The organism is Veillonella parvula, from assembly GCF_040097785.1.
GTDB classification, from domain to species: domain Bacteria; phylum Bacillota; class Negativicutes; order Veillonellales; family Veillonellaceae; genus Veillonella; species Veillonella parvula_D.
Genome location: NZ_JBBNNS010000002.1, coordinates 19,957 through 46,455, shown reverse-complemented (window position 1 = coordinate 46,455; position 26,499 = coordinate 19,957). Strand labels below are relative to the sequence as shown.

Genomic DNA, 26,499 nt, shown 5'->3' with positions numbered 1-26,499 from the left:
GGAGGTGTACCATGCAGCCATTTGTACATTTACATAGTCATACAGAATTTAGTTTGCTGGACGGCATCAGTCGTTTGCCTGACATGGTACGTCGTGCGAAGGAGTTAAATCAGCCGGCCCTTGCCATTACAGACCACGGCAATATGTACGCCGCCATTTATTTCTATAAAGAGTGTATGGCCCAAGGCATTAAGCCTATCATTGGTTGTGAAGTATATGTAACGGAAAATAGCCGATTCGATCGTCCAGAAGGTCGCAGCCGTGAAAGACTAAAACATCTTATCTTGTTGGCTGAGACCATGGAAGGGTATCGTAATCTCGTTAAAATCGTATCTAAAGCATCTACAGAAGGTATGTTGTATCGTCCTCGTGCAGATCGTGATTTATTGCGCCAATACAGCAAGGGTATAATTGCCCTTAGTGCTTGTATTCAAGGAGAAATCCCTCAGTATATCTTGCAAGATAATATGGAGGGCGCGAAGCGTTCCATCGAATGGTATATTGAGACGTACGGGAAAGACAATTTCTTCTTGGAAATCCAAAATCACGGGTTACCAGAAGAAGCAAAGGCACAAGAGGAGCTCATTAAGCTCAGCAAGGAATACGGTCTTGGCATCGTAGCGTCTAATGACTTCCACTATGTCTTAAAAGAGGATGCAGACGCTCAGGATATTAAGGTTTGTATTTCTACAGGCCGCCGCCGTGCCGAAGTGGACCGCTTAAAGTTCCCTAATGATGAGTTCTATTTGAAATCCGGGGATGAGATGGCGCAGTTGTTCTCTCATATTCCTGGGGCCATTGAAAACACATTAAAAATTGCAGAGCGCTGTAACGTAGAATTCAACTTCGACGAACATCACTTGCCTCACTTTGATGTGCCAGAAGGGGAAACGTCTAAAACGTATTTACGTAAGGTTTGTGAACAAGAAATTCCACGCCTTTATGGTGAAACGTCTGAAGAGTTACAAAAGCGTCTCGACTACGAGTTAGATGTTATCGGTACGATGGGTTTTGAGGATTACTTCCTCATCGTATGGGACTATGTACGATATGCCCGTGAGCACGATATCTTAGTAGGTCCAGGTCGTGGTTCTGCAGCTGGTTCTGTAGTAGCCTATCTATTAGGTATTACAGGTCTTGATCCATTAAAATACGATTTGCTCTTTGAACGGTTCCTCAATCCGGAACGTGTCAGTATGCCCGATATCGATATTGACTTCTGCTATGAAAAACGTGGTCAAGCTATCGAATATGTAACGCGAAAATACGGACAGGAGCGCGTATCCCAGATTATTACCTTTGGTACAGAGGCAGCGCGTGCCGTAATTCGTGACGTAGGTCGCGTGCTGGACTTACCACTGGCTGAAGTGAACCGCATCGCTAAGATGATTCCCAACGAACTAGGGATTACCTTGGATAAGGCTTTACAAGGTAAAGAGTTAAAGGCTTTATACGAAGCTGATCCAAACGTTAAAGAATTATTTGATTTTGGTAAAAAGCTAGAAGGCATAGCGCGAAATTCGTCCACGCATGCGGCGGGCGTCGTAATTTCTGCGGACCCTCTAGATGACCACGTACCAGTACAAAATGCCAACGATGAAGGCTTTGTAACGCAGTACGATAAGGATAACATCGAGGAATTAGGGCTTTTAAAAATGGACTTCTTGGGCCTCCGTACCTTGACGGTTATGGGGGATGCCTTAAAGCTCATCAAGGCGAACCGTGGTATTGACCTAGACTTAGATGCCATTCCGCTTGATGATAAGGCGGCGTGTGACATTCTCACAAAAGGCGACACCTCTGGTGTATTCCAGCTTGAGTCGGAAGGTATTACAAAGCTTGTAATGGACCTTAAGCCTGAGCATTTTGAAGATTTAATTCCATTGGTAGCCTTGTATCGTCCAGGCCCACTAGGCTCTGGGATGGTGGCGGACTTTATCGACCGCCGTCACGGTAAAAAAGAGGTTACCTATTTACATCCAATTTTAGAACCGATTTTAAAAGATACCTTTGGTGTAATCTTATACCAAGAACAGGTTATGCAGATTGCGTCCGCCATGGGTGGTTTCTCCCTTGGTCAAGCGGACTTGATGCGCCGTGCTATGGGCAAGAAAAAGGAATCTGTTCTAAAGGCACAACGGGAGTCCTTTATTCAAGGCTCTGTAGCGAACGGTATTACCGAGTCCGTTGCGAATGAAGTATTCGATTTGCTCGTATACTTCGCTGGTTACGGCTTTAATAAATCACATAGTGCGGCTTATGCGTATATCGCGTACCAAACGGCGTACTTGAAAGCCCATTATTTCCCTGAATTCATGGCGGCTACCATGACGAGCTTCATGCAGAACATGCAAAAGTTGACGTATTACATCAACTCCTGCAAGAAGCACAATGTTAAGGTTTTAGGTCCAGATATTAACTATTCTGAGCGCAGCTTTGCCGTACAAGACGATGCTATTCGTTTCGGGCTTGGCGGTATCAAGAACGTAGGGGACAATGCCATCGATCGCTTGATTACTGAGCGCAATGAGCATGGTCTATATACGGATATCGTGGACTTCTGCAAACGGGTGGATAATAAGGTCGTTAATAAACGATTGCTTGAAAGTCTCATTCGTTGTGGTGCCATGGATGGTTTCAAGGAAAATCGTAACCAATTGTTGCACATGTATGAAAGCGCACAAGCCGTTGGTGCTAAAGAGCAAAAGGATGCCGCTATGGGCACTATGAACCTCTTTGGCGATATGGAAGAATCTGTCGATTTTATCCCTGTTCCCAATGTGGAGGATTTATCGGAAGACGATAAGTTAAAGGATGAAAAGGAATATACCGGCTTTTACATTACGGGGCATCCATTGCAAGGATATGCGAAGGAGTTGGAGGGCCTCTTTGAACTGGGCGCTCTCGTAGAAAATCCAGAGCAATACGATGGTCAAACCATTACCTTTGGCGGTCTCATCGAAAATAAATCAGACCGCATGACGAAGCGCAATGAGGTTATGTCCATTCTTCGCATTGAAGATTATTCTGGTGCGGCTAATGTAGTGGCATTCCCTAAGGTCTTTAGTCAAAGCCAGCAATTCATTGCAGTCGATATGATTGTTAAGGTAAAAGGCCGGGTTGATGCGGATGAAAAAGGTGTGCAAATCATTGCAGACCGTATTACGCCATTAAAGGTAAACTATGGGCAGGCAAAACAGGTGGCAATCCACATTTATAGCCAATATGATACACCAGAAAATAGCGAAGCCTTAAAACGCGTGTTGACTAGCACTGCTGGCTCTGTGCCAACGTCATTATATTTACACCGTCAACGAAAACGGATTAATCTGCCACCAAATATGTGCTTTGACCCTAGTGATGAATCCATCAGGGCTATTGAATCTATTTTAGGTGAAGGCTCCGTAGAGGTGCAATAACATATGTTGTGTGAGGCACAGATAGCTTTCACCAACATTGATATAATAAGAAATGAAAGATCCAATCTTGGATGTGCTTTCATAGGAGGAAAGATGAAACGTACAAAGATAGTATGTACTGTAGGTCCGGGAACGGATAAATTTGGTATCTTAGAAGATATGATGCGGGCGGGCATGAACGTAGCTCGTTTTAACTTCTCTCACGGATCCCATGAAGAGCAAGCAGAACGCATGCAAATGGTGCGCGATGCAGCGATGATTGTGAATAAACCGATCGCATTATTGCTCGACACAAAAGGCCCTGAGGTTCGTCTCGGTCTATTTAAAGAAGGCAAGGTATTCCTCGAAGCTGGTCAACCATTTACGTTGACTACAGATGATGTGGAAGGCACAAAAGAGCTTAGCTCCGTGAACCACAAAGGTCTTACAGGTGATGTGTCCGTAGGGGATAAAATTCTATTGGCTGATGGGCTTGTAACACTTACCATCGATGCTATCGAAGGCAATAATATCATTACAACTGTTCAAAATAGCGGGGAAATCGGCAACCGCAAGCGTGTAGCCGTACCAGGTGTAGCACTAAGCTTGCCACCTGTATCTGAACAGGATGAAGCGGACTTGCGCTTTGGCTGTCAACAAGGGGTAGACTTTGTGGCCGCATCCTTCATGCAACGCGGTAAAGACATTGTGGCTATTCGCCGCATTCTTGAGTCTGAGAAAAAAGATATCAAGATTATCGCGAAAATCGAAAATGCAGAAGGCGTTAAAAATATCGATGAAATCTTGGAAGTAGCTGATGGCCTCATGGTTGCGCGTGGCGATCTCGGTGTAGAAATCCCTGCAGAAGAAGTGCCAGTACTTCAAAAGATGATGATTGAAAAATGCAATAACTTGGGTAAACCCGTTATTACGGCGACACAAATGCTTGAGTCTATGATTCAAAATCCACGTCCAACACGTGCGGAAGCAAGTGACGTAGCTAACGCCATTTTGGATGGTACCGATGCGATTATGTTATCTGGTGAAACAGCCAATGGTTCCTATCCTATAGAAGCTGTTGCGACCATGACTCGCATTGCAGAGGTAACGGAAAAGGCTGCTATTTACGATAGCTATAGCCGCGCTCGTGAGGATGAAGAAATGACTACTACAAGCGCCGTATGCTTGGCTAGTGTGCGCGTAGCTCAAAATCTCGGGGCCGCTGCTATTTTGACATGTACTGAATCTGGCCACACCGCACTTAGCGTGGCGCGTCATCGTCCAGATTGTAAAATCATCGCTGTCACACCTCATGAGGAAACTATTCGTCGCATGCAATTATGCTGGGGCGTAGAGGCTATTAAGGGACATGAAATTATCAACTCCGATGAAATGGTAAAACAAGCCATTACTGGTGCGCTTGGTACTGGGGCTATCGAGTCTGGTGACCTTGTAGTTGTTACCGCTGGTGTGCCATCCGGTGCAACCGGTACTACAAACATGATTCGCGTTCACATTGCAGGTCGAGTACTCTTGTCTGGCAATGGTATTTTACGTAAATCCGTTACAGGTAATGTATACATTGCGGCTAATCATAAGGGTAATTATGAAAGTTTCAAAGATGGTGATATCCTTGTGGTAGGCACAATTGAGCCTGAATTGATGGCTATTGCAAAACGAGCAGGTGGCATTATTGCCGTAGAAGATGGTTATACATCGGACAGCGCTATTGTGGGCATTACCTATGGTATTCCTGTTATCTTAGGCGCTAAAAATGCTCATGAAGTGCTTCTTGAAGGTCAAGAAGTGACTATCGATGGCGAACGTGGTAAGGTGTTTGCGGGCATTGCCAATGCTCGATAATCTCTATGAGTGATAATTAAATAAGGAGGGATAGTATGAATCCATATAATGTAACAGGACCTACTGCAGCTGAGGTTGCACAGGTTGAAAGTATCGTATCCCAACGATTAAAAGGCTCTTTTTTATGGATGGTTGTAGGTTTACTTACAACTATCGGTGTTGGCTTTGCTGCATTAGTGAATCCAAATTGGTTACGCTTTGCGTACCAAAATTTTAATATTATCTTATTAGTAGAGCTAGGTGTGGTATTCCTTTTTAGTGCTCGTGCATATTCTGCTAATGTAATGACGTTACGAGGTATGTTCTTCCTCTATAGTGCTTTGAATGGTCTCACATTGACTTTGGTATCGTTGCGATACAATGTGTTTGATGTTGTTATTCCGGCGTTAATAGGTACGCTTGCTTTCTTCGTTGGCTTTGCCGTGGTAGGGGCTATAACTAAACGTAATTTATCATCCCTTACACCATATGTGATGGCGGCATTGTTCGGCATGATCATCGTATCCTTGGTGATGATGGGGGCCCGCTTCTTTAACTGGACTGTACTCAGTGGCTTTAGTGATACTGTTAGTTTAGTTCTAGGTTATGTAGGTGTTGTAGTATTCTCTATCTTTACAGCTATCGATGTGAACCGCATTAAAAATAATGTGACACAAGTGGCGCTCATGGAGGATGAAACAATTTTAGACCGCATTGAAATCACTGGTGCTTTGAGCCTTTATTTAGATTTCATTAACTTATTCTTATCCTTATTACGCATCTTTGGTAATAAGCGATAACAAAGGAGTTTATATGGACGATAGAGAATGGCAAACCTTTGTTACTGTTGTGGATGAAGGCAATATTACAAGGGCTGCTGAAAAATTATTTTTATCGCAACCAGCGTTGAGCTATCGGTTGCGCCATATGGAAAAAGCCTTGAGCCATTCTCTGTTGTTGCGGACTGCTGAAGGGATTGCCCTCACGGCACAAGGCGAAATTTTCTATGATTACTGCAAGCGAATGATGCAAGAACAAGAGGCCTTGGAGAATGCTATGAATTCCGCTTCTGGCAAGATTCAAGGGACATTGAAAATCGCGTCATCTATTAACTTTGCAGACTATGAATTACCAGCCTTATTGAGATCTTTCCGAGAACAATATCCAGATGTTCACATTCAAGTGAAGACTGCTTTCAGCCATCAAGTGGTAAAGATATTTAATACCGGTGACTGTATGGTCGCCTTTGCTCGTGGTGGTTATGATGTGTCTGGCAAGTCTGAATTGTTACTAGCAGAACCATATTGTTTAGTATATAAAGAATTAGTGCCACCTGAATCCTTGGTAAAAGTACCATTCATTAAATATCAAACAGATGCATCGGTGGCAAATATTATCGAAACTTGGTGTGCAGAACATTTTGATGAGCCTCCAAGTGTGGCGATGGATGTAAACTCTATGAGTACTTGTCGCCATTTTGTTCGTGCTGGCCTTGGTTGGTCTATCTTGACCTATATGGGACTTGGATCCTGTAAGGATAAAGATATCTATGTGAGTCCATTGCGTAGCAAAAATGGTGAATATATCACTCGTGATACTAATATGGTGTACACAAAAGATTCGGAAAATTTAATCGTTGTTAAAACCTTTATTGAATATGTCCGTAATTACTATAAAGAACATACCGTAGTGGATGACAGTATTTTTAGGGAATATAAAGCATAGGATGCATTATAATAGAGTATATCTATGAGATTTTCTAACTGTTTATCCATGCTGTTTCAGTATTGGACTTTTTCGATATAATAACTCATAATATAGATTAAGAGCAATATAGTACCATGTAAGTGCATGTATATCCCCTTTGGGGAGGTATACATGCATTTTTTTCATTTGGGACTATAATTCTATGCTTAAAATGCATAAAAAGTATGATTAGTAGATATAAAAGTTTTTATAACCCCTATAAAGGTAATCTATTTTTCATATTACTTTTAAACATTTATAATGAGGGTAGACTTAATCAATGTAATCGACGTCGCGAGCGGTTATGTTGTTAAAGACTAGATGATTTTATGTATGCCTAAGTTAGTTAAGAAAGGGAAAGACACACATGAAAGACAAATTATGGCGCATTGGCCTTATGGTTGCCATCGTCGCATTTATGTGGTTCGGTGGCACACCTGAAGGCCTCAAACCAGAAGTATGGAAATTATTTGGTATTTATTTAGCTACTATCGTGGGCTTGGTATTAAAACCATTCCCAGTTCCTATTACAGTATTATTAGGTGTTGCTACATCTTCTGTTTTATTGAACAATACAAAAGACGTATTGGTTGGTTACAGTAATACAGCATTGTGGTTGATCTTCGCAGCCTTCGCTTTATCCGTTGCATTCGGTAAAACTGGCCTTGGTCACCGCATTGCGTACTACTTGGTTCGCGCTTTTGGTAGTACAACACTTCGTCTTGGTTATGTAACTGCATTCCTTGATATGATCTTATCTCCTGCAACACCATCCAACACAGCTCGTGCGGCAGGTATCGTATATCCAATCAACTTGTCCATCGCTGAAGCAGTTGGTTCTTACCCTGGTGAGACTGCTAAAAAAGCAGGTGCTTACCTCTTGCAGAATGGTTACTTTGCAACTAAAGTAACATCCTTCTTCTTTGCGACAGCAATGGCGCCCAACTTATTGGCTTTAGACTTCATTACTAAATTGACTGGTGTAACTTTAAACTGGGCTCAATGGGCATTAGCTATGTTCGTACCTGGTTTCATCATGTTAATGCTTATCCCACTTATTGGCTACATGTATGAACGTCCAAGTGTAAAAGACATCGACAACAAGAAAATTGCTGCTGACGGTTTGGCGGAATTAGGACCTATGAAAGCGTCCGAAAAAGGTCTTATCGCTATCGCACTTCTTGCAATCGTAGGCTGGATTCTTCCTACTTTTGATGTTACTCTTAATGCAACAGCAGTTGCTATCGTAGCGATGCTTGCTACATTCGTATTTGGTATTATTACTTGGGATGATTTGCTCAAAACTAAAGCTGCTTGGAACACATTGATTTGGTTTGGTGGTATCTTGGGCTTATCCTCTGCATTGACTAAAGGTAAATTCTTCGAATGGTTGGCTAAATACTTAGAAACTCACATGAACTTCGGTTTAGATCCATTCATGATGCTTATCCTTATCTCCATTGTTTCCGTTGCGGTTCGTTACTTCTTCGCATCTGGTACTGCATACATCTCCGCGATGCTTCCAGTATTCTTGATTTTAGGTGTTAACGCAGGCGTGGATCCTACATTACTTGCTTTCATCTTGATCGGCACAAACTCCTATGGTGGTTCCGTAACTCACTACGGTGCTGCTCCTGGTCCAATCATCTTCTCTGCTGGTTACAACAACGTAAAAGATTGGTGGACAGTTGGTTTGATTTCCGCTTTAGTATGTTTAGTATTGAACTACGTAATCGGTATCCCTTGGTGGAAAATCACTGGTTTCATGTAATATGAAGCTTTCACTATGGAGTGTTAGAATTTAATTGTTAGTATTCAATGTCTGTACTGGGCTCTCGCGACGAGCCTGTACAGACTTGAACTTTATATATGTTTCACAACGAAAGGATGCAACATGGCACAATTAGTAAAAGCTGCGCAAGCTGGCTTCGACGAAAAAAATGATGCATTAGTAACGGTTGAACCGATTGCTAGCGGTATCGAAATTGAATTAACATCCAAAGTTATCCGCCAATACGGCGACCAAATTAAATCCGTTATCTTGAACACAGTGAAAGAAGCTGGTTATGATGGCGTAAAAGTAATCGTACAAGATAAAAATGCTTGGGATTACACAATTAAAGCTCGCGTATTAGGTGCATTGGAAAGGGGGAGCAAAGCATAATGGCTAACGATAAAACATTCCCAGAAGTTAAAACTAACCCATTAACAGAGGCTGCTAAAAAACGCTTGTCTCGTTCCATGATGTTCGTACCGGGTAATACACCTAAAATGATTAACAGTGCAGATATTCACGGTGCTGACTCCATCATGATCGATATCGAAGATTCCGTGCCAATTACAGAAAAAGACACAGCTCGTCTTTTAACTGCAGAAGCATTGAAATCCCGTAAATTCCGTGCAGAAACAGTTGTTCGTATCAACCATCCTACACAAACTCCTTATGGCTATGACGATCTTGATGTTATCGTTCCAGCTAAACCTGATATGATTCGTTTACCTAAAACTGAAGATGTTTCTGAAGTTGAAATCGTAGCGAAGAAGATTGAAGAAGTGGAAAAAGCTAACGGTTGGCCGGAAGGTACAATCAACATTATCGTGGCTATTGAATCCGTCCGCGGCTTATATAATGTTCGTGAAATCTGCCATGGTCCTCGCGTAGTTGCTATCGCTCTTGGCGCTGAAGACTATCGTGCAGACCTTCGCACAGGTAAACATAAACCAGCTGTTGAATTGTTGTTCGCTCGTCAAACAATCCTTCATGCGGCGCGTGAAGCAGGTATCCGCGTAATCGATACTGTATTCTCCGACGTGAAAGACCCACAAGGCTTCCGCGAAGAAGTTGAATTCATTAAAGCTTTGGGCTATGATGGCAAATCTTGTATCCACCCAAGCCAAATCAAAATTATCCACGAAGTATTCACTCCTGACGAAAAAGAAATCGCTCATTCCGTTAAGGTATTGAACAGCTATGCAGATGCATTGCGCAACAATAAAGGCGTAATCTCCGTAGATGGTAAAATGATCGATGGTCCTATCGTAGTTCGTGCACAACGCGTAGTTGATAAAGCACGTGCAGCAGGCATTAAAGTTGAATTAGAGGAAGGAGCAGAATACGATGTTAAATAAAGTAGGTCGCGATATCCCAACAAATATCCCAGCACTAGAAGGTCGCGAAGTATATCAAGGTGAATTCGCAATCGAACCTAAAGCTCATCGCGCAGGTAAACCTGTACACATGAGCCGTGTTGGTACAAATAAAGTACTTGCTTCTATCGATGAAGCAATCGAAAAGGTTGGCGTAAAAGATGGCATGACATTGTCCTTCCATCATCATTTGCGTAACGGTGACTATGTAATGAAAATGGTTATGGAACGCGTACAAGCAAAAGGTATCAAAGATATTACTATCGCATCTTCTTCCTTGTCCCCATGCCATGAATTCTTGGTAGAAATGATTCAAGATGGTACTGTAACAGCTATCGAAACATCTGGCTTGCGCGATCGTCTTGGTAAATTCTTAACTCAAAACCCAGGCGTATTGAAACGCCCTGTAGTGATTCGTTCTCATGGTGGTCGTGCTCGTGCTATCGAATCTGGCGAAGTTCATATCGACGTAGCTTTTATGGGTGCTCCTACAGCTGATCCACGTGGTAATGCTACTGGTCGTATGGGTAAATCCGCATGTGGTGCACTTGGCTATGCTAAAGTTGACTCTCACTATGCAGACAAAACTGTTATCATCACTGATAATTTGGTTGATTATGTACACAACTATGCAATTCCTCAAACTGATGTAGATTATGTTGTTGAGGTTGAAAGCATTGGTGATCCAGAAGGTATCGCTTCTGGTGCGGTAGGTTTCACTAAAAACCCTATCCAAATTAAAATTGCTGAACTAGCTGGTGAATTCCTTGACCAAGCAGGCATCATTAAAGATAGTTTCGTATTTCAATTGGGCGCTGGCGGTGCTCCATTGACAGTTGCAAAATTCATCGCTGAAAAACTTCGCAAACGTGGTGAAGTAGGTGGCTTCGCTATCGGTGGTGCTACTGGTATCTTGACTGGTATGCTTGAAGAAGGCTTGATTCGTGCAATTTACGATACTCAAACATTCGATACAACTGCAGCAGCTTCTTTAGATAAAAACCCTGCACACATCGAAATGTCCGCTTCCATGTATGCTAACCCATGGACTGACTGCACTACAAACTACCTAGACGTAGTATTCCTTGGTGCTACTGAAATCGACCTTGATTTCAACGTAAACGTAATGACTGACTCTAACGGTGTATTGATGGGCGCTTCTGGCGGTCACTCCGATACAGCAGCAGGTGCTAAATGTACAGTTATTACTTGTCCATTGATCCGTGGTCGTTTGCCAATGATCCGTGACAAAGTTGCAACTGTAATTACACCAGGCTCCTCCGTTGATGTACTTGTTACTGAATACGGTATTGCAATCAACCCAGCTCGTACTGATTTGATTGAACGCTTCAAAGATAGCAACTTGCCTATCTACACAATTGAAGAATTACAACAATTAGCATTCGACTTGGTAGGTAAACCACAAGATATCCCTGTATCCGACAAAGACGAAGACATCGTGGCAATCGTAGAATACCGCGATGGTTCTATCCTTGACGTGGTTCGTAAACCTCTATAATTGAGTAGGGGTTGGAGTCCGGTAGAGTCCGTTTGGGTTTCGCTGTCAACTCACCATCCCATGCTAGTAAGTTAATACAAAGACCCGCTCCATGAGTTCGAGGACCATGAAGCGGGTCTTTTTGAATTTATGCGTTGTTTTATTATTAACTTCAAAGATAGAAATAAAGTCTAATGTGGCAAATATGGTACATGATTATAGTTATACTTTTACTATAAGAAGATTGGAGACTTTTAGGAGGTAGTTTTTATGTATCGTTGTATTGCCAATTTAGAGATTGATCTAGATGGGTTAGGTGAGTTTTATGGTGAAATAGGCGAATATGAAATACTAAATATGTACCAAATAATATCAGCGTGGTTACAGGATGATTTAGATGGGCCTAATCCAGAAAATACAGTATTCGGTGTATCAGAGTATGCCTTAAACTGGATGTCTGTATTGCCTGGAGATATTTCTTATCGTAACCTATTTGATATGGGGAGTTGTAAGGTTGGTAATCGTTATGAAAGTATTGATTATTTATATGCAAAATTTCTACAAACATTAGAGAATAGTAAACAGCTTGAACCTGAATATGAATCCCTATGTTTAAATCATATAAACGTGATGTCACAGTATATAGAAATTACTCTAACCTGTAGTCAAAATATAGACTTTATATTATTTATAAAACATTGGTTACGTAATTGTAGTACTTATAAACATCCGATATACTATAGGATAAAGGATGCATTTTATATTACGCTTTAACTATAGGAGAGAGCATATGAGCCAAGTTTTTAAACAAGATTTAACAGATACTTCAGTCCGACCAGGTGGTATTTTTTTCGTTGAGTTATTGATGCCAGAGCAGTGTGATATGCCTGGCCGCGATACAATGGTAGAGGTACTCACAAAGTATTTAGGACCTGTGGATTGTTTTGATCATCGTCGTGATTCCGCAGGTTTTGCACCTCAGAATTATAAGGTGCATTACGAGGATACTGATGCAGATATTCCACCGACCTTGATGGTGACGAATTGTGAGAAAATCGATAAGCCTGTATTAGATGATTTTGATCGTAGTCAGGTATGGGATTGTCCAAATGTGGATGAGTTATTAGCAGAGTGCCAATACAGGGTGTTTGCTACGGATATGTTAGCCTCTGGTTTAGCGGCCAAAGAACGTGCAGATATGCTTGTAAAGTATGTAGATGCATTACTAGAATTATATCCCTCTTGTAAAGCCGTTGTATTTGGACCATCTCGTAAGTTCTTAAGTCGAGAATCGATTGAAAATCATCCTGATAAAGAGGTGACTCGTTTCATGTATTATGCTGTAAATGTGCGTTATTTTAGTATTCAAGGTACCAATGATATGATGGTAGATTCTGTGGGTATGAGTACATTATTTTTACCTGATTTACAGTATCACTTTCACGGTGTAGATCCTAATCATGTAGTATTTCATGCTTATAATGTGTTGAATTATATTTTCGAACATGGTAATATAATAGGTGATGGGGAAACCATTGCGGGGTTACAAAATGGCGAGATGAATCAGGATATTCAGTGGAAGGTTCAATACGAGGATTCTTTAATCCAGCCCGTTCGAGAGGTTCTAGATATTAATATGGGTGAATACGCATCTGCAACTCGGTAGTTGTTAATCAATGAAAGGTGTGAGCATTATGAGTGATCAACGTGTTTTTGATATGGAACTTGTGAAAGTTGAAAGTTTGGAGAACGCTGTTAGGACGCCATTTTATCAAACTGATTCCACAGGTGGTTCAGTATGGGTTATTAAACCTGGTCAAATCTTACCAAAACATTATCATCATCACTCTGATGATATATGGGTTATATTGCAAGGCAAGGGTGTATTTTATCCAACGCCTAATACAGAGGTGCCTTTTACAAAGGGGCAAGTTATAGTATCTAAAAAGGGTGAATGTCATGGTGCAAAAAATACTGGAACGGAAGATATTGTCTTTGTGAGTATCGTTGCTCCAGTGCCTGCTGATTATGATCCTGTTAAGACTAATTAATATGAAAGCACTTTATAGTATTTTCTTCTCTTGTGATAGAGATATATTCATACTATAAAGTGCTTTTTTATTTTATACAGTCATTTCTAGCGAATATACCTTTTCTATTTTATATGTCATTATTTTGGTTTTACTATTCCTATTTGTTATTTCTATACTCTATAAAATTCCATTGACAGAGGACGTTTGTTCTTTTAAGATGGTAAAGTATGTAATATTTTAATAAGTAGAAAGGAATTATATGAACTCATCTACACTAGAGCCTCAAAGTGGGGATATCAATTTCAGAGATTTTACGAAACGTCGTATGCTTCACGTAGTCTTACCATTGTTTATTGTTTCTATTATTGCCTTCCTGGATCGCGTTAACATTGCTTATGCAGGCTTGACTATGAAGGAGAATTTACCATGGTTGACGCCAGAAGTATTTGGTATGGGGGCAGGCATTTTCTTTATTGGTTATGTTTTGTTTGAAGTGCCTGCATCTTTAATTGCAGCTCGTTGTAATGCTATGCATTGGGTGGCGCGTATCATGTTTAGTTGGGGGCTCGTATGTATTCTTATGACGACGATGACCACTGAGTTGGAATTTTATGTTTATCGATTTTTACTTGGTCTATGTGAGGCTTCTTTATATCCTGTAATTTATTCATTACTCATTCCAAATTGGTTCTTGCCAAAGGAGCGAGCGAAGGCAATCTCCTTGATGTTGACATCTTTATTGTTCTCTAACATCATTGGTGGGCCATTGGCAGGTATTTTATTGGATACAACGTTCTTTGGTCTACATGGTTGGCGTACACTCTTTATCGTTGAAGCTATTCCTGCTGTGATCTTTGCGTTCATTTTCGCATTCTGGATGAAAGAGCGTCCTGAACATGCATCTTGGGTAACTGATGTAGAAAAGGTATATATTAAAGCCGAGCTTGAAAAAGAAGAGCAACAAAAGCAAGCCGCAAAGAAATATACTATTTGGCAAGCGTTAAAAGACCCAAAAGTATTGCGTTTAGCGTTAATCTATTTCTTGTGGGTTATTGGTTTCTGGGGCTTTAGTTTTTGGATGCCTCAAGTTCTTAAAAGCTTATCTGGATGGCCACCAAGCGTGGTAGCGTGGTCTATTGCTATTCCAATGACAGCAGCCTTACTTGTACAAATATACTGTGGTTACTCTTCTGAAAAGCGCAATGAAAAACGTTGGCACGTTGCTACTACATTGTTCATTGGTACTATTGGTTTCTTAGCAACACCACACAGTCCATCTCCAGAAGTTAGCTTATTCTTTATATGCTTAACTGCAGTAGGTGTTTACGGTGGTATGGGTGTATGGTGGACCATGCCAACAACCTTCTTATCTGGCGCTGCTGCAGCGGGGGCGATGGGACTCATTAACTCTTCAGGTAATATGGGGGGCTGGGTAGGTCCTTATATGCTTGGATTCATCAATGGTCACACTGGTAGCTTTGCTTATGGTTACTATGTAATGGGGGCTTGTATGTTCCTTGCTGGTCTATTAATTTTGACACTTCCAAAATCTATGGAACATAAAGAGGATTAAGTAGAGCTATATTATAGATAACTAGATTATAGACAACTTAATAGGAAAATATTTAACGAATGCTTCAATGGTGTGATTTTGGATACTATTCAATTTTATGTTACAATTTACAAAATAGTATTATTTAAACTTGAGGAGACAAATATTGAAAGAGTGTAGACCTAAGTTTGATGAAATTACATCATTTGATGAATTTAATAAATATTATTGGTATCGTGATGAACTTTCACAAATATGTAAATCATTAGGATTAGAATATAGGGGAACAAAACAAGAACTTAATCATATTATTGAGCAGTACTTTAAAGGCGATTTAATTAAAAAATCATCAATAAAAAATAGAAGAAGGCAAGTGGAAAGTATTACTTTAGATACACCATTACTTGAATGTAATTTTTCCTTTAATACGAAGTTTAGAGAATATTTCTCTGCTTTAATAGGTGTTTCACGATTTAAATTTAATGCTGATATGGCTACTGCCTGGAGAAAAGTAAAAAGTGAAAAAAATACAAGCTTTACAATTGGAGATTTGCTGAAAGTATATTATGGTGAATCAGATTATGCAAAGTATGACAATTCGGTTTGTCAATGGAATCAATTTTTTAAGGATTTTTGTGCAGACGAATCTAGTGGCAATTATTCGAATAAATTAAAAGTAGCATCTATTATTTGGAAAGAAGTTAGAGATTCAAAAAATGAAAAAATTTATTCAAAGGAGCTTTTAAGTGAATATGCATATAAATTAGAAGCGTATCGCAAGTAGAAGCAACTTGTCGTTGCAGAGATGTATGGGAAAACTAGCAATTAAATCTATAATAGAATAACGATAAAAGCACCTTATATCCTATGAGAAGAGTCATTTGTGATGACTTTTGTAGGTATGTAAGGTGCTTTTATTTATTTCTGATTTCTTTATTGATTTTGTTTTGTTACATCAGGCACTTTCCCAGGATTCATATCCAGGTTTAGATCTGTGGATTTGAATGGGTGTGGGTTTGCCTCTGGTGGTTGTACTTTGAGCTCTGGATGCAACCATTGCAGTTGCTTTAGTTCCCAGTCGTACTTGGCACCGTCATTTTGTAGTTGACGAATATCTTTTAGGATTTCGTTTAGTTGATCACTATGCTTATTAGCCATCCCTTCAAGAATGTAAAGACGACCTGCTACACTGTCGATGGTAGAGCCATCGTGGTCTTCATCGACACGCCATTGTAATTCAGAGATTTGTATTTGCTGGAATATGATAACGATAACCAGCACAATGATAACGCCCCACATGGGAGCTTCTTTAGCTTTCAAAAGGGCTCGCAATTTAGATGCGAGCCCAGATGGTTTGTTCATTATTGACGATCCTCGAGTTGTAATCCAGGTAATGGTAATTTGGAGTTTACGAAGTCTAACCACAAGCGAGAAGCGTGGGAGAGGTAATGACCCTTTTTCCAAATTACATAAAGGGTATGAATAATTTCAGGTACGAGAGGTCTTACGACAACCTTAGAACCAACCTCTGTATTTTCACCTACCTCAGGGCAGAGGCGAGATGGTAATAATGCGATAGCAAGGTTTGCACTAACCGTTTGTAACATGAGATCACGTTGGCTCGTTTCAAACACGATATGCGGTTGGAAGCCGGTGTGTTTACAAGCTTTGATGATTTCATCATGTAAGTTGAAATCGTCTTTATGCAATACAAAGGATTCATCAGCTAGCATTTCTAGGCGAATTTCTTTTTCTTTTGCTAAAGGGCTAGATTTTGGAATGATAACGGACAGTGGGTCACTCGTAAGGTAGAAAGATTCAAATTCTTTAGGGTTTGGTTTAGTACAGATGATGCCAATATCAATTAAACCTTCCTGAACGCTGATCTCAACCTTTTTAGAACCTTGTTCGTAGAGTTCCAATTCGATTTGTGGATATACTTTTTTAAATTCACCTAATAACTGGGCAAAAATGGGAGCATCAGTAATTGGTGGAATACCAATTCTGATGGAACCTTGCTCCAAACGAAACTCGTTTTCAAAATCAGTTTTTAGATGTTCAAACATAAACACAACGCGTTTAGCGTGGGTTAAGAAGATGGTACCCCCATCAGTAAGTTCTACAGATTTAGCATTACGCATGAAGAGAACAACACCAAGTTCGTCTTCTAAAGCTTTAATTGTACGGCTGATTGCAGATTGGGAGATGTGTAAATTCCTTGCAGCCTTACTAAAGCTTTTTTGATCAGCTACTTCAACGAAGTATTTCAAATGATGAAAATCCATAATTAACCCCCTAAAAATAAAACTTGGTTATAGGACGTGACCTAACTAAATGAGAATAGTTATTACTGTAATGCAATTAGCTATTACTTTATGTAAAGCATGGATAGCAATATTGGCAAAGCGACAGTCACTGTATGTGTTGCGTTGATAGGGCCCAGCACGTTATAATTAGCATATAGGGCTATATCAAGTTATGATATTAGGAATTATGGTTGTGCCCATCACAAAAAAGTATGCTCACACATAATGCCATATTATATATAACATATATATTATTGCATTATTTTTTCATGTGCGCAAGTTTGTAATGGTTGTTATTCCTAAACATAATGATAGATTAAGCAAGTGTTCTATTTTTGCTAAATGCTTAAGGAGGCAATAATCACATGAGTCGTAAATTTAAAACTATGGACGGCAACCAAGCGGCTGCTCACGTTTCTTATGGTTTTACAGAAGTTGCTGCGATTTATCCAATCACTCCATCTTCTCCAATGCCAGAACACATTGATGAATGGGCTGCATCTGGTCGAAAAAACATCTTCGGCAACACTGTTCAAGTTGTAGAAATGCAATCTGAAGCAGGTGCTGCTGCTGCAACCCACGGTTCTTTACAAGCTGGTGCATTAACAACAACTTTCACATCTTCCCAAGGTTTGTTATTGATGCTTCCTAACTTATATAAAGTAGCAGGTGAATTACTTCCAGGTGTATTCCAAGTAGCTGCTCGTGCATTGGCTGCACATGCTTTGGCTATCTTTGGTGACCACCAAGACGTAATGGCTGCTCGTGCAGCTGGCTGTGCTATGTTAGCTGAATCCTCTGTACAAGAAGTAATGGACTTGTCCGCTGTAGCTCACTTGACAGCTATTAAAACTCGCGTACCTTTCATCAACTTCTTTGACGGTTTCCGTACATCCCACGAAATTCAAAAAATTCAAATCTGGGACTATGAAGATTTAAAACCATTGGTTGACATGGATGCTGTTAAAGCGTTCCGTAAAAATGCTTTAAATCCAGATGCTCCTGTAACTCGTGGTACTGCAGAAAACCCTGACGTTTACTTCCAACATCGTGAAGCATCCAACAAATTCTACTTGAACGTTCCTGACGTTGTAGAACACTACATGAACGAAGTTAACAAATTGGCAGGTACTAACTACCAATTGTTTAACTATCATGGTGCTCCTGATGCTACTGACGTTGTTGTAACTATGGGTTCTTCCGCTCAAGTTGTAGAATCCACCGTGGATTACCTCAACAAATTGGGCCGCAAAGTTGGTTTTATCAACGTTCATTTGTTCCGCCCATTCGCAACAGATCGTTTGTTGAAAGCTCTTCCTAAAACTGTAGAACGCATTGCAGTTCTTGACCGTACTAAAGAACCAGGTGCTTTGGCTGAACCATTGTTCTTAGACGTACAAGCAGCTGTAGTTGACGGTGGCCGTAATGTAAAAGTTATCGCTGGTCGTTATGGTTTGAGCTCCAAAGACGTTATCCCTGCAGACATCGTTGCTGTATTCGATAATTTAGCTGCTGAAAATGGTAAGAAATTCTTCACATTGGGTATCAATGATGATGTTACATTCTTGTCCTTAGATCGTGCTGAAGGCGTAGAAGTTGAAACTCCTGGTTTGACTGAATGTAAATTCTGGGGCTTCGGTTCTGACGGTACTGTAGGTGCGAATAAATCCGCTATCAAAATCATCGGTGACCACACTGATATGTATGCTCAAGCATACTTTGACTACGACTCCAAAAAATCTGGTGGCGTAACAATGTCTCACCTTCGTTTTGGTAAAAATCCAATCAACTTGCCTTACTTGATTACTGAACCTCAATTCGTAGCATGTCACCGTCAATCTTATGTACATGAATACGACTTGATTCGCGGCATCAAAAAAGGCGGTACATTCTTATTGAACTGTACTTGGTCTCCTGAAGAATTGGATGAACATTTACCTGCTAAATTACGTCGTCAAATCGCAGAAAAAGAATTGAACTTCTACATCATCAATGCTGCGAAAATCGCTTCCGAAATCGGTTTGGGCGGTCGTATCAACATGGTAACGCAAGCTGCATTCTTCAAATTGACTGAAATCATCCCTGTAGATGATGCTGTTAAATACCTTAAAGAATCCGTAGTAACTTCTTACGGTAAAAAAGGTCAAAATATCGTTGACATGAACAATGCTGCTATCGATCAAGGTGTTAACGCTTTGGTAAAAGTAGATGTTCCTGCTAGCTGGAAAGACGCAGTAGATGATGGCAATCATGCAGTTAAACCTGGTTGCGAATCTTGCCCATCCTTCGTTCAAAATATTGCACAACCAATCAATGCACAAGCTGGTTATGATCTTCCTGTATCCAAATTCTCTGGCTATGAAGATGGTACATTACCTGCTGGTACTGCTAAATTCGAAAAACGCGGTCCTGCATTGTTCGTTCCAAAATGGTTGCCTGAAAACTGTATTCAATGTAACCAATGTTCCTTCGTATGTCCACATGCTACAATTCGTCCAATTTTGGCAACTGAAGCAGAAGTGGCTGCAGCTCCAGAACATTTCGATACAATCCCTGCATTGGGTGCTAAAGATCTTCAATTCCGTATCGCTGTATCCCCATTAGATTGCTTGGGTTGCGGTAACTGTGTTGATATCTGTCCAGCTCCTAAAGGCAAAGCTATCGTGATGACATCCATCGATACTGAAATCGAACAAGCTGAAGCTTGGAACTATGGTGTTAACCTTCCTGTAAAAGAAAATCCTATGAAGAAGGAAACTGTTAAAGGTTCCCAATTTGAACAACCATTGTTCGAATTCTCCGGTGCTTGCGCAGGTTGTGGTGAAACTCCTTATGCTAAATTGTTAACTCAATTGTTCGGTGACCGTATGATGATTGCCAATGCAACTGGTTGTTCCTCCATCTGGGGTGCTTCCATGCCTGCATCTCCATACACAACTAACCAACAAGGTCATGGTCCTTCTTGGGCAAACTCCTTGTTCGAAGATAATGCTGAGTATGGTTATGGTATGTACATCGGTGTTAAGAAAATCCGCCAACAATTAGTAGAATTGGCTGTTAAAGCAGTTGAAACTGCTACTGGCGAATTGAAAGACGCTTTAGAACAATGGATTGAATTTGCTAACCTTGGTGCAGCTACTCGTCAACGTTCCGAACGTTTAGTAGCAGCTATCGAAGCTGAAGGCGCTACAACTCCTGAATTGAAAGAAATTCTTGAGAAAAAACAATTCTTGATCAAACGTTCTCACTGGATCTTCGGTGGTGACGGCTGGGCATACGACATCGGCTTCGGCGGTGTTGACCATGTATTAGCTTCTGGCGAAGACGTAAACATCTTCGTATTCGATACTGAAGTATACTCCAACACTGGTGGTCAAGCATCTAAATCCACTAACGTAGCAGCAGTTGCTCAATTCGCAGCTTCTGGTAAACGTACTAAGAAGAAAGACCTTGGCATGATGGCTATGTCTTATGGTTATGTATACGTAGCACAAGTAGCTATGGGTGCAGACAAAAACCAATTGATGAAAGCTGTTACAGAAGCTGAAGCATATCCAGGTCCATCCTTGATCATCGCTTACAGCCCATGTATCAACCATGGTATCAAAGCTGGTATGGGTAAAGCTCAAGAAGAACAACGTAAAGCAGTTGCAGCTGGTTACTGGGATCTTTACAGATACAACCCTCAACTTAAAGAAGAAGGTAAAAATCCATTCTCCTTGGATTCCAAAGAACCAACTGAAAGCTTCCAAGACTTCCTTAAAGGTGAAGTACGTTACGCTTCCTTGGCTAAAGCAGCTCCAGACGTTGCAGAAGAATTATTCGCTAAAACTGAAAAAGACGCTAAAGAACGTCGCTTAAGCTATGTTCGCTTACAAAAAGGTTTTGAAGACGTAAAATAATTCGTTATTTAACGACTGAAAACTATATGAGGCACCCTTTCGAGGGTGCCTCTTTTGTATGTAAATTTAGTTTTTCTAAATATCATATTAAGTATCTTCCATAAATCAGTTTATAGTGCTAGTTGCTATTGTATTATTTACGTATTAACTGCTTAAAATATAGGTAATATACTAGGAATTTGGTATAATGATAAGGAACCATGCATAATTTTAGCAATACATATTTGGGATAATTCTAATATTAAATATAGAGGTACATATGGCTAAGGATAATACACAAATGACAACAGAAGATACGCAACAAACGATATATAAAGAGTTAGGCTATAAATCCTATCCATTTCCTTTTACAACGCCTGCTTATTTAGAAGCGTATGGCGCTCTTGTAGGGCTAAATACTCCACCGGCGAAGACAGCTCGTGTTCTTGAATTAGGCGCTACTTATGGCGGTAATATTATTTCTCAAGCTGTATTTAACCCAGAGGCGACCTTTGTAGGCATTGAACTTTCACAAGACCAAGTAGAGAAGGGCAATCAAATTATCAGTGATGCAAAATTAGAGAATGTATCCTTGGTGCAAGGAGATATTTTGAATTTTGACGAATCTATGGGGACTTTCGATTATATTATTGCACATGGATTCTACTCTTGGATCAATGATGAAATGAAGGATAAGCTGCTCAATATTATTTCTAATCATTTGGCGGATAATGGTATTGCCTATGTGTCTTACAATACGTATCCAGGTTGGCATACCATGGAAGAAGTACGTCAGCTCATGCTGTTTGCTAATCGTGGCCAAGATAAGTTGACCCATAAGGAAAAGGTGTTGCGCGGTAAGACCGTAGGCAGTCTTGTAGGTGCTCAGATTCTTAACTATGATAACCTTAAAGAACGAAATAGTAAATTTCTTGGTGCATTGCGCTCTGTTATGCAAAAGGAGGACTATTATGTAGGTCATGACCATTTAGAACCTCATAATGATCCGTGCTATTTCTATCAATTTAATGATCATTTGAAAGCGCATAATCTTGCTTATGTATGCGATGCAGACCTTACACTATCTATGGTTCGTACCTATGATGAAAGTATAGCAGCTAAACTTGAACAACTGGCTCCTAATAGCCAAGCGGATCAAGAACAATATTTAGATTTTATACTAGATACAACATTCCGCAAGTCTATTATTTGTAAAGCTAGCGCTGCAAAAGATATCAACTATGCTATTGCGAATCCGGCTGAAGTGAATACAATTCCTGTACGTACTATTGTAAATAGCTTTGTTTTCCAAATTCTCTTTGATGAGGAAGCACTGGAAATGTTTGAAAATGAGCTCGTAAGAGATACGTTCCAAGCGCTTATCAAAGATGGTGGTACGTTCAATATGATCGAGGCCCTCGCTATTTTGAAAGCGGCTCATGAGGCGGCTCATGCATCTGATGATGAATTAGAACCTGTTGTATGTAATTTATATCGAGCTGTAGTAGAACATATGGTACGCGGTGGTATTCGCTTCTATAAAACATTCCCTGTAACAGAAGAGTATATGGAGGGCTTATCTTATATACCTGCCCGTTTTACAAACTTTGTAAAAGCTATTGTGAATGGTGGTAGTGAATATATGTATGGGGCAGATATGTTCAATGATGCTATTGGTGATATTTCTGAAGAGGATTTATTATTTATGGAGTTATTGAACAAACCAAAAGCGAAATCCACGATAATTAAAAAGATTAAAGATGCTCTCTTTAGTGCAGATCAGTCTCAACCTACAAAGCATCAAAATGCCATGGCTGAAGCTTTTTATAATGAATTAACAACGCGTATGGAAAAATTGGGCTTTATTAGAAGTAAGAAAACAGGTAGTATTTTCTAATTGATAGAGCTCGTTATTTGATTGTATTGCTATGAAGTTGTATTATATTCATTTTGATTTCATAGTTAAAATAAAAACCCGTTACACTTATAATATTTATATGTATTAAGTGTTAACGGGTTTTATTTAATATAATTAAATTTACTTTTATTTTATATTTATTACTTTTAGTTATTTTATATTGCTGAAAAAGTATAGTAAATCGATAATTTTAATGAGGAAAAAATGAACCGTTCATGAAAGTATGGTATAATGTGTATGGGTATTTTGTAAATATCATCCGATGTGTTGTGGATGATTCTATAAATTGTATTAGTTGATAAAGTTGTATTAATTGTATTATTTGTAAAAGGAGTCTTTTATGGCATCTAAGAAGGCAGTTCTAGTATATATACTAGAAATCCTGAAAGACGAAACAGATGCTAATCATACGTTATCTCAAGAGGAGATTCGCAGTATATTAGCCGAACGGTACGAGGTATCCGTCGATCGGAAAACCTTAGGCCGTCATTTAAATGATTTATATGAATCTGGAGATTTTAGTATTCAATGTGAAGAGTCTGCTGTGGGAGCAGATGGCACCATTCGACGTACTGATTTCTATATGATTCATACCTTTGAAGATTCTGAATTGCGATTATTGATTGATGGTATATTGGCATCTCGCCATATTACTGCATCTCAACGTAAAGATTTAATCGGGCGTGTTGCAAAATTGGGTAGCTCCTATTTTAAGCCTCATGGTATTGATATTGAAAGTAATACGGGGTACCTTCATAGAAGCCAAGATTTATTTCTTAATATTGATCTCATAGAAGAAGCAATACAAAAGGGTAGAAAAATTTCATTGGCCTATTGCCAACCAGATGTGGATAAGCGATTACATATTAATCTTGGGCCAGATCATAAGGAACGGAAGTATGTATTTAATCCATTCCAACTAGTAATGAATCGAGGACATTATTACTTGGTGGGAAATCACGAAAATTATGATGACATGTCTACATTACGCGTTGATCGAATTGCACATATTACGGTGCTAAATGAACGTAGAAAACCTTTGCGGGAGATAAAGGGATATCAACAACAACGCACCTTTAATGTGTCACAATACGTAAAGGAACATATTTATATGTTCGGTGGTGAATCTATTACTGTTACGTTTAAAGCTAGACGTTCCATCGTAAATCAAATTTTAGATTGGTTCGATGGCAATGTAGAGTTTACAAATATAACAGCTGATAATGTTGTATGTCGTGTACGTGTTAATCATGACGCCTTTAAATATTGGGCGCTCCAATATATGCAAAGTGTAAAGGTGCTTACTCCAGCTTCTTTAGTGACAGAAGTAAAAGCCGCAATTGAAGAAGGTTTACACCAATACTCATAAATAAAAGCTAGTTGATCGGTGAATCAACTAGCTTTTTTATGTTTTCTTATAGAATATGCATTTTTTCTGCTTCTCTATAGTCTTTTAGAACCGGACGTGGAGGTAATTTACCCATGAGGCTTACAATATAGATTGCGATAGAAGAGAAGATGAAGCCTGGCACAATTTCATATAGGCCAAAGAATCCAAATTGTTTCCAAATGAGTACTGTTAAACCACCTACAACAATACCAGCGATACATCCGTGACGAGTCATACGCTTCCAGAACAAGGAGAACAAGATTGCTGGACCGAAGGCTGCGCCGAAGCCTGCCCAAGCATAGGCTACCATCGTCAAGATATAGCTGTCTGGGTCCATTGCCATATAGATGGCAATCAATGCCACTAGAAGTACTACGATACGGCTTACTAATACAAGCTCTTTATCGCTTGCTTTTGGATGGATGATATTAGCATAAAAGTCGTTAGAAATAGCAGAAGCTGTTACTAACAACTGCGCTGAAGCGGTACTCATGATGGCTGCCAATACGGCGGACCAGATAAGCCCAGCTACAAATGGAGTAAAGAGGCGTTCTGTCATGATGAGGAATATTGTTTCCGCATCAGTGCCTACTAACTTATCTGGCAGCATGTAAACATGACCGATGAGACCTACAGCAATAGCTGCCATAAGGGATAAGATAACCCATACCATGGCGATGTTCGTAGATTTCTTAAGTTCTTTCGCATCAGAGATAGCCATGAATCTAACTAGGATGTGAGGTTGACCAAAGTAGCCAAGACCCCAACCAAGAGAAGAAATTAGGCCGATAGCCCAAGTAAACCAATCAGATGGATTACCAAACAAGCTAAGTCCTTGTGGAAACTCATGTTGGATGAGTTGGAATGTTTCAATAGGGCCACCCATGTACATGGCTGCTGTAATTGGTACTGCCAAGATGGCAAAGAACATTAATGCGCCTTGAATACAGTCTGTCCAAGATACGGCAAGGAATCCGCCAAGGAAGGTATAAAATACGACGATGCCAGCGGTGATAAAAAGGGATACGGTGTAATCAAGACCAAAGATGGTATTGAACAATTTGCCCCCTGCCACGAATCCTGATGATGTATAAATCAAGAAGAAAATTAAGATAAATAAGGCGGAAATGACAGCTACTGAATGCGATTGATCGTGGAAACGATTCTTCAAATAATCCGGTAATGTCAAGCTATCACTGGCTACCTCAGTATGGTTACGTAAGCGTCTAGAAACGAATTTCCAGTTCGCCCATGTACCTAATGTGAGGCCTACGGCAATCCATACACCAGAAATCCCTGTAGTATACGCTAGACCAGGCACACCCATGAGCATCCAACCACTCATGTCTGATGCTTCTGCACTGAGTGCTGTGATCCATGGTCCTAGTTGTCGGCCACCGAGGATGTAATCACCAATGCTGTTTGATTTGCGATAGTAGTAGACCCCAATATACATCATGAGTCCTAGGTATAAGGCAAAGGCGATAATAATCATTAAGTTGTCTTGTGTCATGCCTATATAAGACCTCCTTAGGTTTTAGTTATATTCTATAGTATAGTAAATAATTTTTATTGTACCACATATTAGTACTTTAGCGGGTAAAAATTTGGTGATATCAACAAGATTCCTATACCAATTTAGCCCATATACTTTAGAGATACGCATTAGATTGTTACTTATGAAATCATATACTAATGAATCCCATACCGAACGAAATATGATAAAATAAAAGAATGGAAAAACGATATTTCGTATTGGGTATACGAAATATTGGTCAGTAGTAATCG

General features: G+C 40.0%; 19 protein-coding genes. 16 read left to right on the top strand and 3 right to left on the bottom strand.

Features of this window, described 5'->3' with window-relative positions; genetic code table 11:
• Positions 1–11: 11 nt before the first annotated feature.
• The 13 genes from AAA071_RS04185 to AAA071_RS04125 all read left to right on the top strand — a co-directional run bounded on the left by AAA071_RS04185 (position 12) and on the right by AAA071_RS04125 (position 16,000).
• The gene (locus tag AAA071_RS04185; protein WP_195213287.1) at positions 12–3,419 is read left to right on the top strand and encodes a DNA polymerase III subunit alpha; all 3,408 of its coding nucleotides are present in this window, start codon (positions 12–14) and stop codon (positions 3,417–3,419) included.
• 93 nt (positions 3,420–3,512) lie between these two features.
• Positions 3,513–5,261, top strand: coding sequence for a pyruvate kinase (pyk, locus tag AAA071_RS04180; protein WP_349234051.1), 1,749 nt, complete (start codon positions 3,513–3,515; stop codon positions 5,259–5,261).
• Between the two features lie 35 nt (positions 5,262–5,296).
• On the top strand, positions 5,297–6,040 hold the full coding sequence (locus tag AAA071_RS04175; protein ID WP_101928435.1) for a Bax inhibitor-1/YccA family protein: 744 nt from the start codon (positions 5,297–5,299) through the stop codon (positions 6,038–6,040).
• Between the two features lie 13 nt (positions 6,041–6,053).
• Positions 6,054–6,965, top strand: a complete 912-nt coding sequence (locus AAA071_RS04170; RefSeq protein WP_195213286.1) for a LysR family transcriptional regulator — start codon at positions 6,054–6,056, stop codon at positions 6,963–6,965.
• A gap of 388 nt (positions 6,966–7,353) precedes the next feature.
• Positions 7,354–8,757 carry a DASS family sodium-coupled anion symporter gene (locus AAA071_RS04165; RefSeq protein WP_012864718.1) on the top strand — a complete coding sequence of 468 codons (1,404 nt, stop codon included), beginning with the start codon at positions 7,354–7,356 and terminating at the stop codon, positions 8,755–8,757.
• Between the two features lie 123 nt (positions 8,758–8,880).
• On the top strand, positions 8,881–9,150 hold the full coding sequence (gene citD, locus AAA071_RS04160; RefSeq protein WP_004696923.1) for a citrate lyase acyl carrier protein: 270 nt from the start codon (positions 8,881–8,883) through the stop codon (positions 9,148–9,150).
• Complete coding sequence (locus AAA071_RS04155) at positions 9,150–10,115, top strand: HpcH/HpaI aldolase/citrate lyase family protein (protein ID WP_004695279.1); 966 nt, start codon at positions 9,150–9,152, stop codon at positions 10,113–10,115. Before citD ends, AAA071_RS04155 begins: the two co-directional genes overlap by 1 nt.
• A complete protein-coding gene (citF, locus tag AAA071_RS04150) occupies positions 10,105–11,652 on the top strand; it encodes a citrate lyase subunit alpha (protein WP_195213285.1) in 1,548 nt (515 codons plus the stop codon). Before AAA071_RS04155 ends, citF begins: the two co-directional genes overlap by 11 nt.
• A gap of 249 nt (positions 11,653–11,901) precedes the next feature.
• A complete protein-coding gene (locus tag AAA071_RS04145; RefSeq protein WP_024064552.1) occupies positions 11,902–12,405 on the top strand; it encodes a hypothetical protein in 504 nt (167 codons plus the stop codon).
• A 16-nt stretch (positions 12,406–12,421) separates the two neighbouring features.
• The gene (locus AAA071_RS04140) at positions 12,422–13,297 is read left to right on the top strand and encodes a DUF4261 domain-containing protein (RefSeq protein ID WP_195213284.1); all 876 of its coding nucleotides are present in this window, start codon (positions 12,422–12,424) and stop codon (positions 13,295–13,297) included.
• A 28-nt stretch (positions 13,298–13,325) separates the two neighbouring features.
• On the top strand, positions 13,326–13,682 hold the full coding sequence (locus tag AAA071_RS04135) for a cupin domain-containing protein (protein WP_024066296.1): 357 nt from the start codon (positions 13,326–13,328) through the stop codon (positions 13,680–13,682).
• A 241-nt stretch (positions 13,683–13,923) separates the two neighbouring features.
• Complete coding sequence (locus AAA071_RS04130; RefSeq protein ID WP_120055971.1) at positions 13,924–15,237, top strand: MFS transporter; 1,314 nt, start codon at positions 13,924–13,926, stop codon at positions 15,235–15,237.
• Positions 15,238–15,382: 145 nt separating this feature from the next.
• Positions 15,383–16,000: an SAP domain-containing protein gene (locus AAA071_RS04125; protein WP_278473003.1), complete on the top strand. Its 618-nt coding sequence runs from the start codon at positions 15,383–15,385 to the stop codon at positions 15,998–16,000.
• Between the two features lie 149 nt (positions 16,001–16,149).
• Here AAA071_RS04125 and AAA071_RS04120 read toward each other — a convergent pair whose 3' ends face one another.
• Positions 16,150–16,578, bottom strand: a complete 429-nt coding sequence (locus tag AAA071_RS04120; protein ID WP_119563340.1) for a hypothetical protein — start codon at positions 16,576–16,578, stop codon at positions 16,150–16,152.
• Positions 16,578–17,501: a LysR family transcriptional regulator gene (locus AAA071_RS04115; protein ID WP_008602616.1), complete on the bottom strand. Its 924-nt coding sequence runs from the start codon at positions 17,499–17,501 to the stop codon at positions 16,578–16,580. The genes AAA071_RS04120 and AAA071_RS04115 overlap by 1 nt, the downstream gene beginning before the upstream one ends.
• Before the next feature lie 386 nt (positions 17,502–17,887).
• On the opposite strand from AAA071_RS04115, the gene nifJ reads away from it, so the two are divergent.
• The 3 genes from nifJ (at position 17,888) to AAA071_RS04100 (ending at position 24,690) form a co-directional block, all read left to right on the top strand.
• Positions 17,888–21,424, top strand: coding sequence for a pyruvate:ferredoxin (flavodoxin) oxidoreductase (gene nifJ, locus AAA071_RS04110; protein WP_278473006.1), 3,537 nt, complete (start codon positions 17,888–17,890; stop codon positions 21,422–21,424).
• 259 nt (positions 21,425–21,683) lie between these two features.
• Positions 21,684–23,300: a methyltransferase regulatory domain-containing protein gene (locus AAA071_RS04105; RefSeq protein ID WP_128113973.1), complete on the top strand. Its 1,617-nt coding sequence runs from the start codon at positions 21,684–21,686 to the stop codon at positions 23,298–23,300.
• A gap of 361 nt (positions 23,301–23,661) precedes the next feature.
• Positions 23,662–24,690, top strand: a complete 1,029-nt coding sequence (locus tag AAA071_RS04100; RefSeq protein WP_012864707.1) for a helix-turn-helix transcriptional regulator — start codon at positions 23,662–23,664, stop codon at positions 24,688–24,690.
• A 46-nt stretch (positions 24,691–24,736) separates the two neighbouring features.
• Here AAA071_RS04100 and putP read toward each other — a convergent pair whose 3' ends face one another.
• Positions 24,737–26,224, bottom strand: a complete 1,488-nt coding sequence (gene putP / locus AAA071_RS04095) for a sodium/proline symporter PutP (RefSeq protein WP_004696839.1) — start codon at positions 26,222–26,224, stop codon at positions 24,737–24,739.
• Positions 26,225–26,499 lie beyond the last annotated feature (275 nt).

Coding starts and splice junctions, on each gene's coding strand:
- AAA071_RS04185 (WP_195213287.1), top strand. CDS start 12: ATGCAGCCATTTGTACATTTACATAGTCATACAGAATTTAGTTTGCTG.
- pyk (WP_349234051.1), top strand. CDS start 3,513: ATGAAACGTACAAAGATAGTATGTACTGTAGGTCCGGGAACGGATAAA.
- AAA071_RS04175 (WP_101928435.1), top strand. CDS start 5,297: ATGAATCCATATAATGTAACAGGACCTACTGCAGCTGAGGTTGCACAG.
- AAA071_RS04170 (WP_195213286.1), top strand. CDS start 6,054: ATGGACGATAGAGAATGGCAAACCTTTGTTACTGTTGTGGATGAAGGC.
- AAA071_RS04165 (WP_012864718.1), top strand. CDS start 7,354: ATGAAAGACAAATTATGGCGCATTGGCCTTATGGTTGCCATCGTCGCA.
- citD (WP_004696923.1), top strand. CDS start 8,881: ATGGCACAATTAGTAAAAGCTGCGCAAGCTGGCTTCGACGAAAAAAAT.
- AAA071_RS04155 (WP_004695279.1), top strand. CDS start 9,150: ATGGCTAACGATAAAACATTCCCAGAAGTTAAAACTAACCCATTAACA.
- citF (WP_195213285.1), top strand. CDS start 10,105: ATGTTAAATAAAGTAGGTCGCGATATCCCAACAAATATCCCAGCACTA.
- AAA071_RS04145 (WP_024064552.1), top strand. CDS start 11,902: ATGTATCGTTGTATTGCCAATTTAGAGATTGATCTAGATGGGTTAGGT.
- AAA071_RS04140 (WP_195213284.1), top strand. CDS start 12,422: ATGAGCCAAGTTTTTAAACAAGATTTAACAGATACTTCAGTCCGACCA.
- AAA071_RS04135 (WP_024066296.1), top strand. CDS start 13,326: ATGAGTGATCAACGTGTTTTTGATATGGAACTTGTGAAAGTTGAAAGT.
- AAA071_RS04130 (WP_120055971.1), top strand. CDS start 13,924: ATGAACTCATCTACACTAGAGCCTCAAAGTGGGGATATCAATTTCAGA.
- AAA071_RS04120 (WP_119563340.1), bottom strand. CDS start 16,578: ATGAACAAACCATCTGGGCTCGCATCTAAATTGCGAGCCCTTTTGAAA.
- AAA071_RS04115 (WP_008602616.1), bottom strand. CDS start 17,501: ATGGATTTTCATCATTTGAAATACTTCGTTGAAGTAGCTGATCAAAAA.
- nifJ (WP_278473006.1), top strand. CDS start 17,888: ATGAGTCGTAAATTTAAAACTATGGACGGCAACCAAGCGGCTGCTCAC.
- AAA071_RS04105 (WP_128113973.1), top strand. CDS start 21,684: ATGGCTAAGGATAATACACAAATGACAACAGAAGATACGCAACAAACG.
- AAA071_RS04100 (WP_012864707.1), top strand. CDS start 23,662: ATGGCATCTAAGAAGGCAGTTCTAGTATATATACTAGAAATCCTGAAA.
- putP (WP_004696839.1), bottom strand. CDS start 26,224: ATGACACAAGACAACTTAATGATTATTATCGCCTTTGCCTTATACCTA.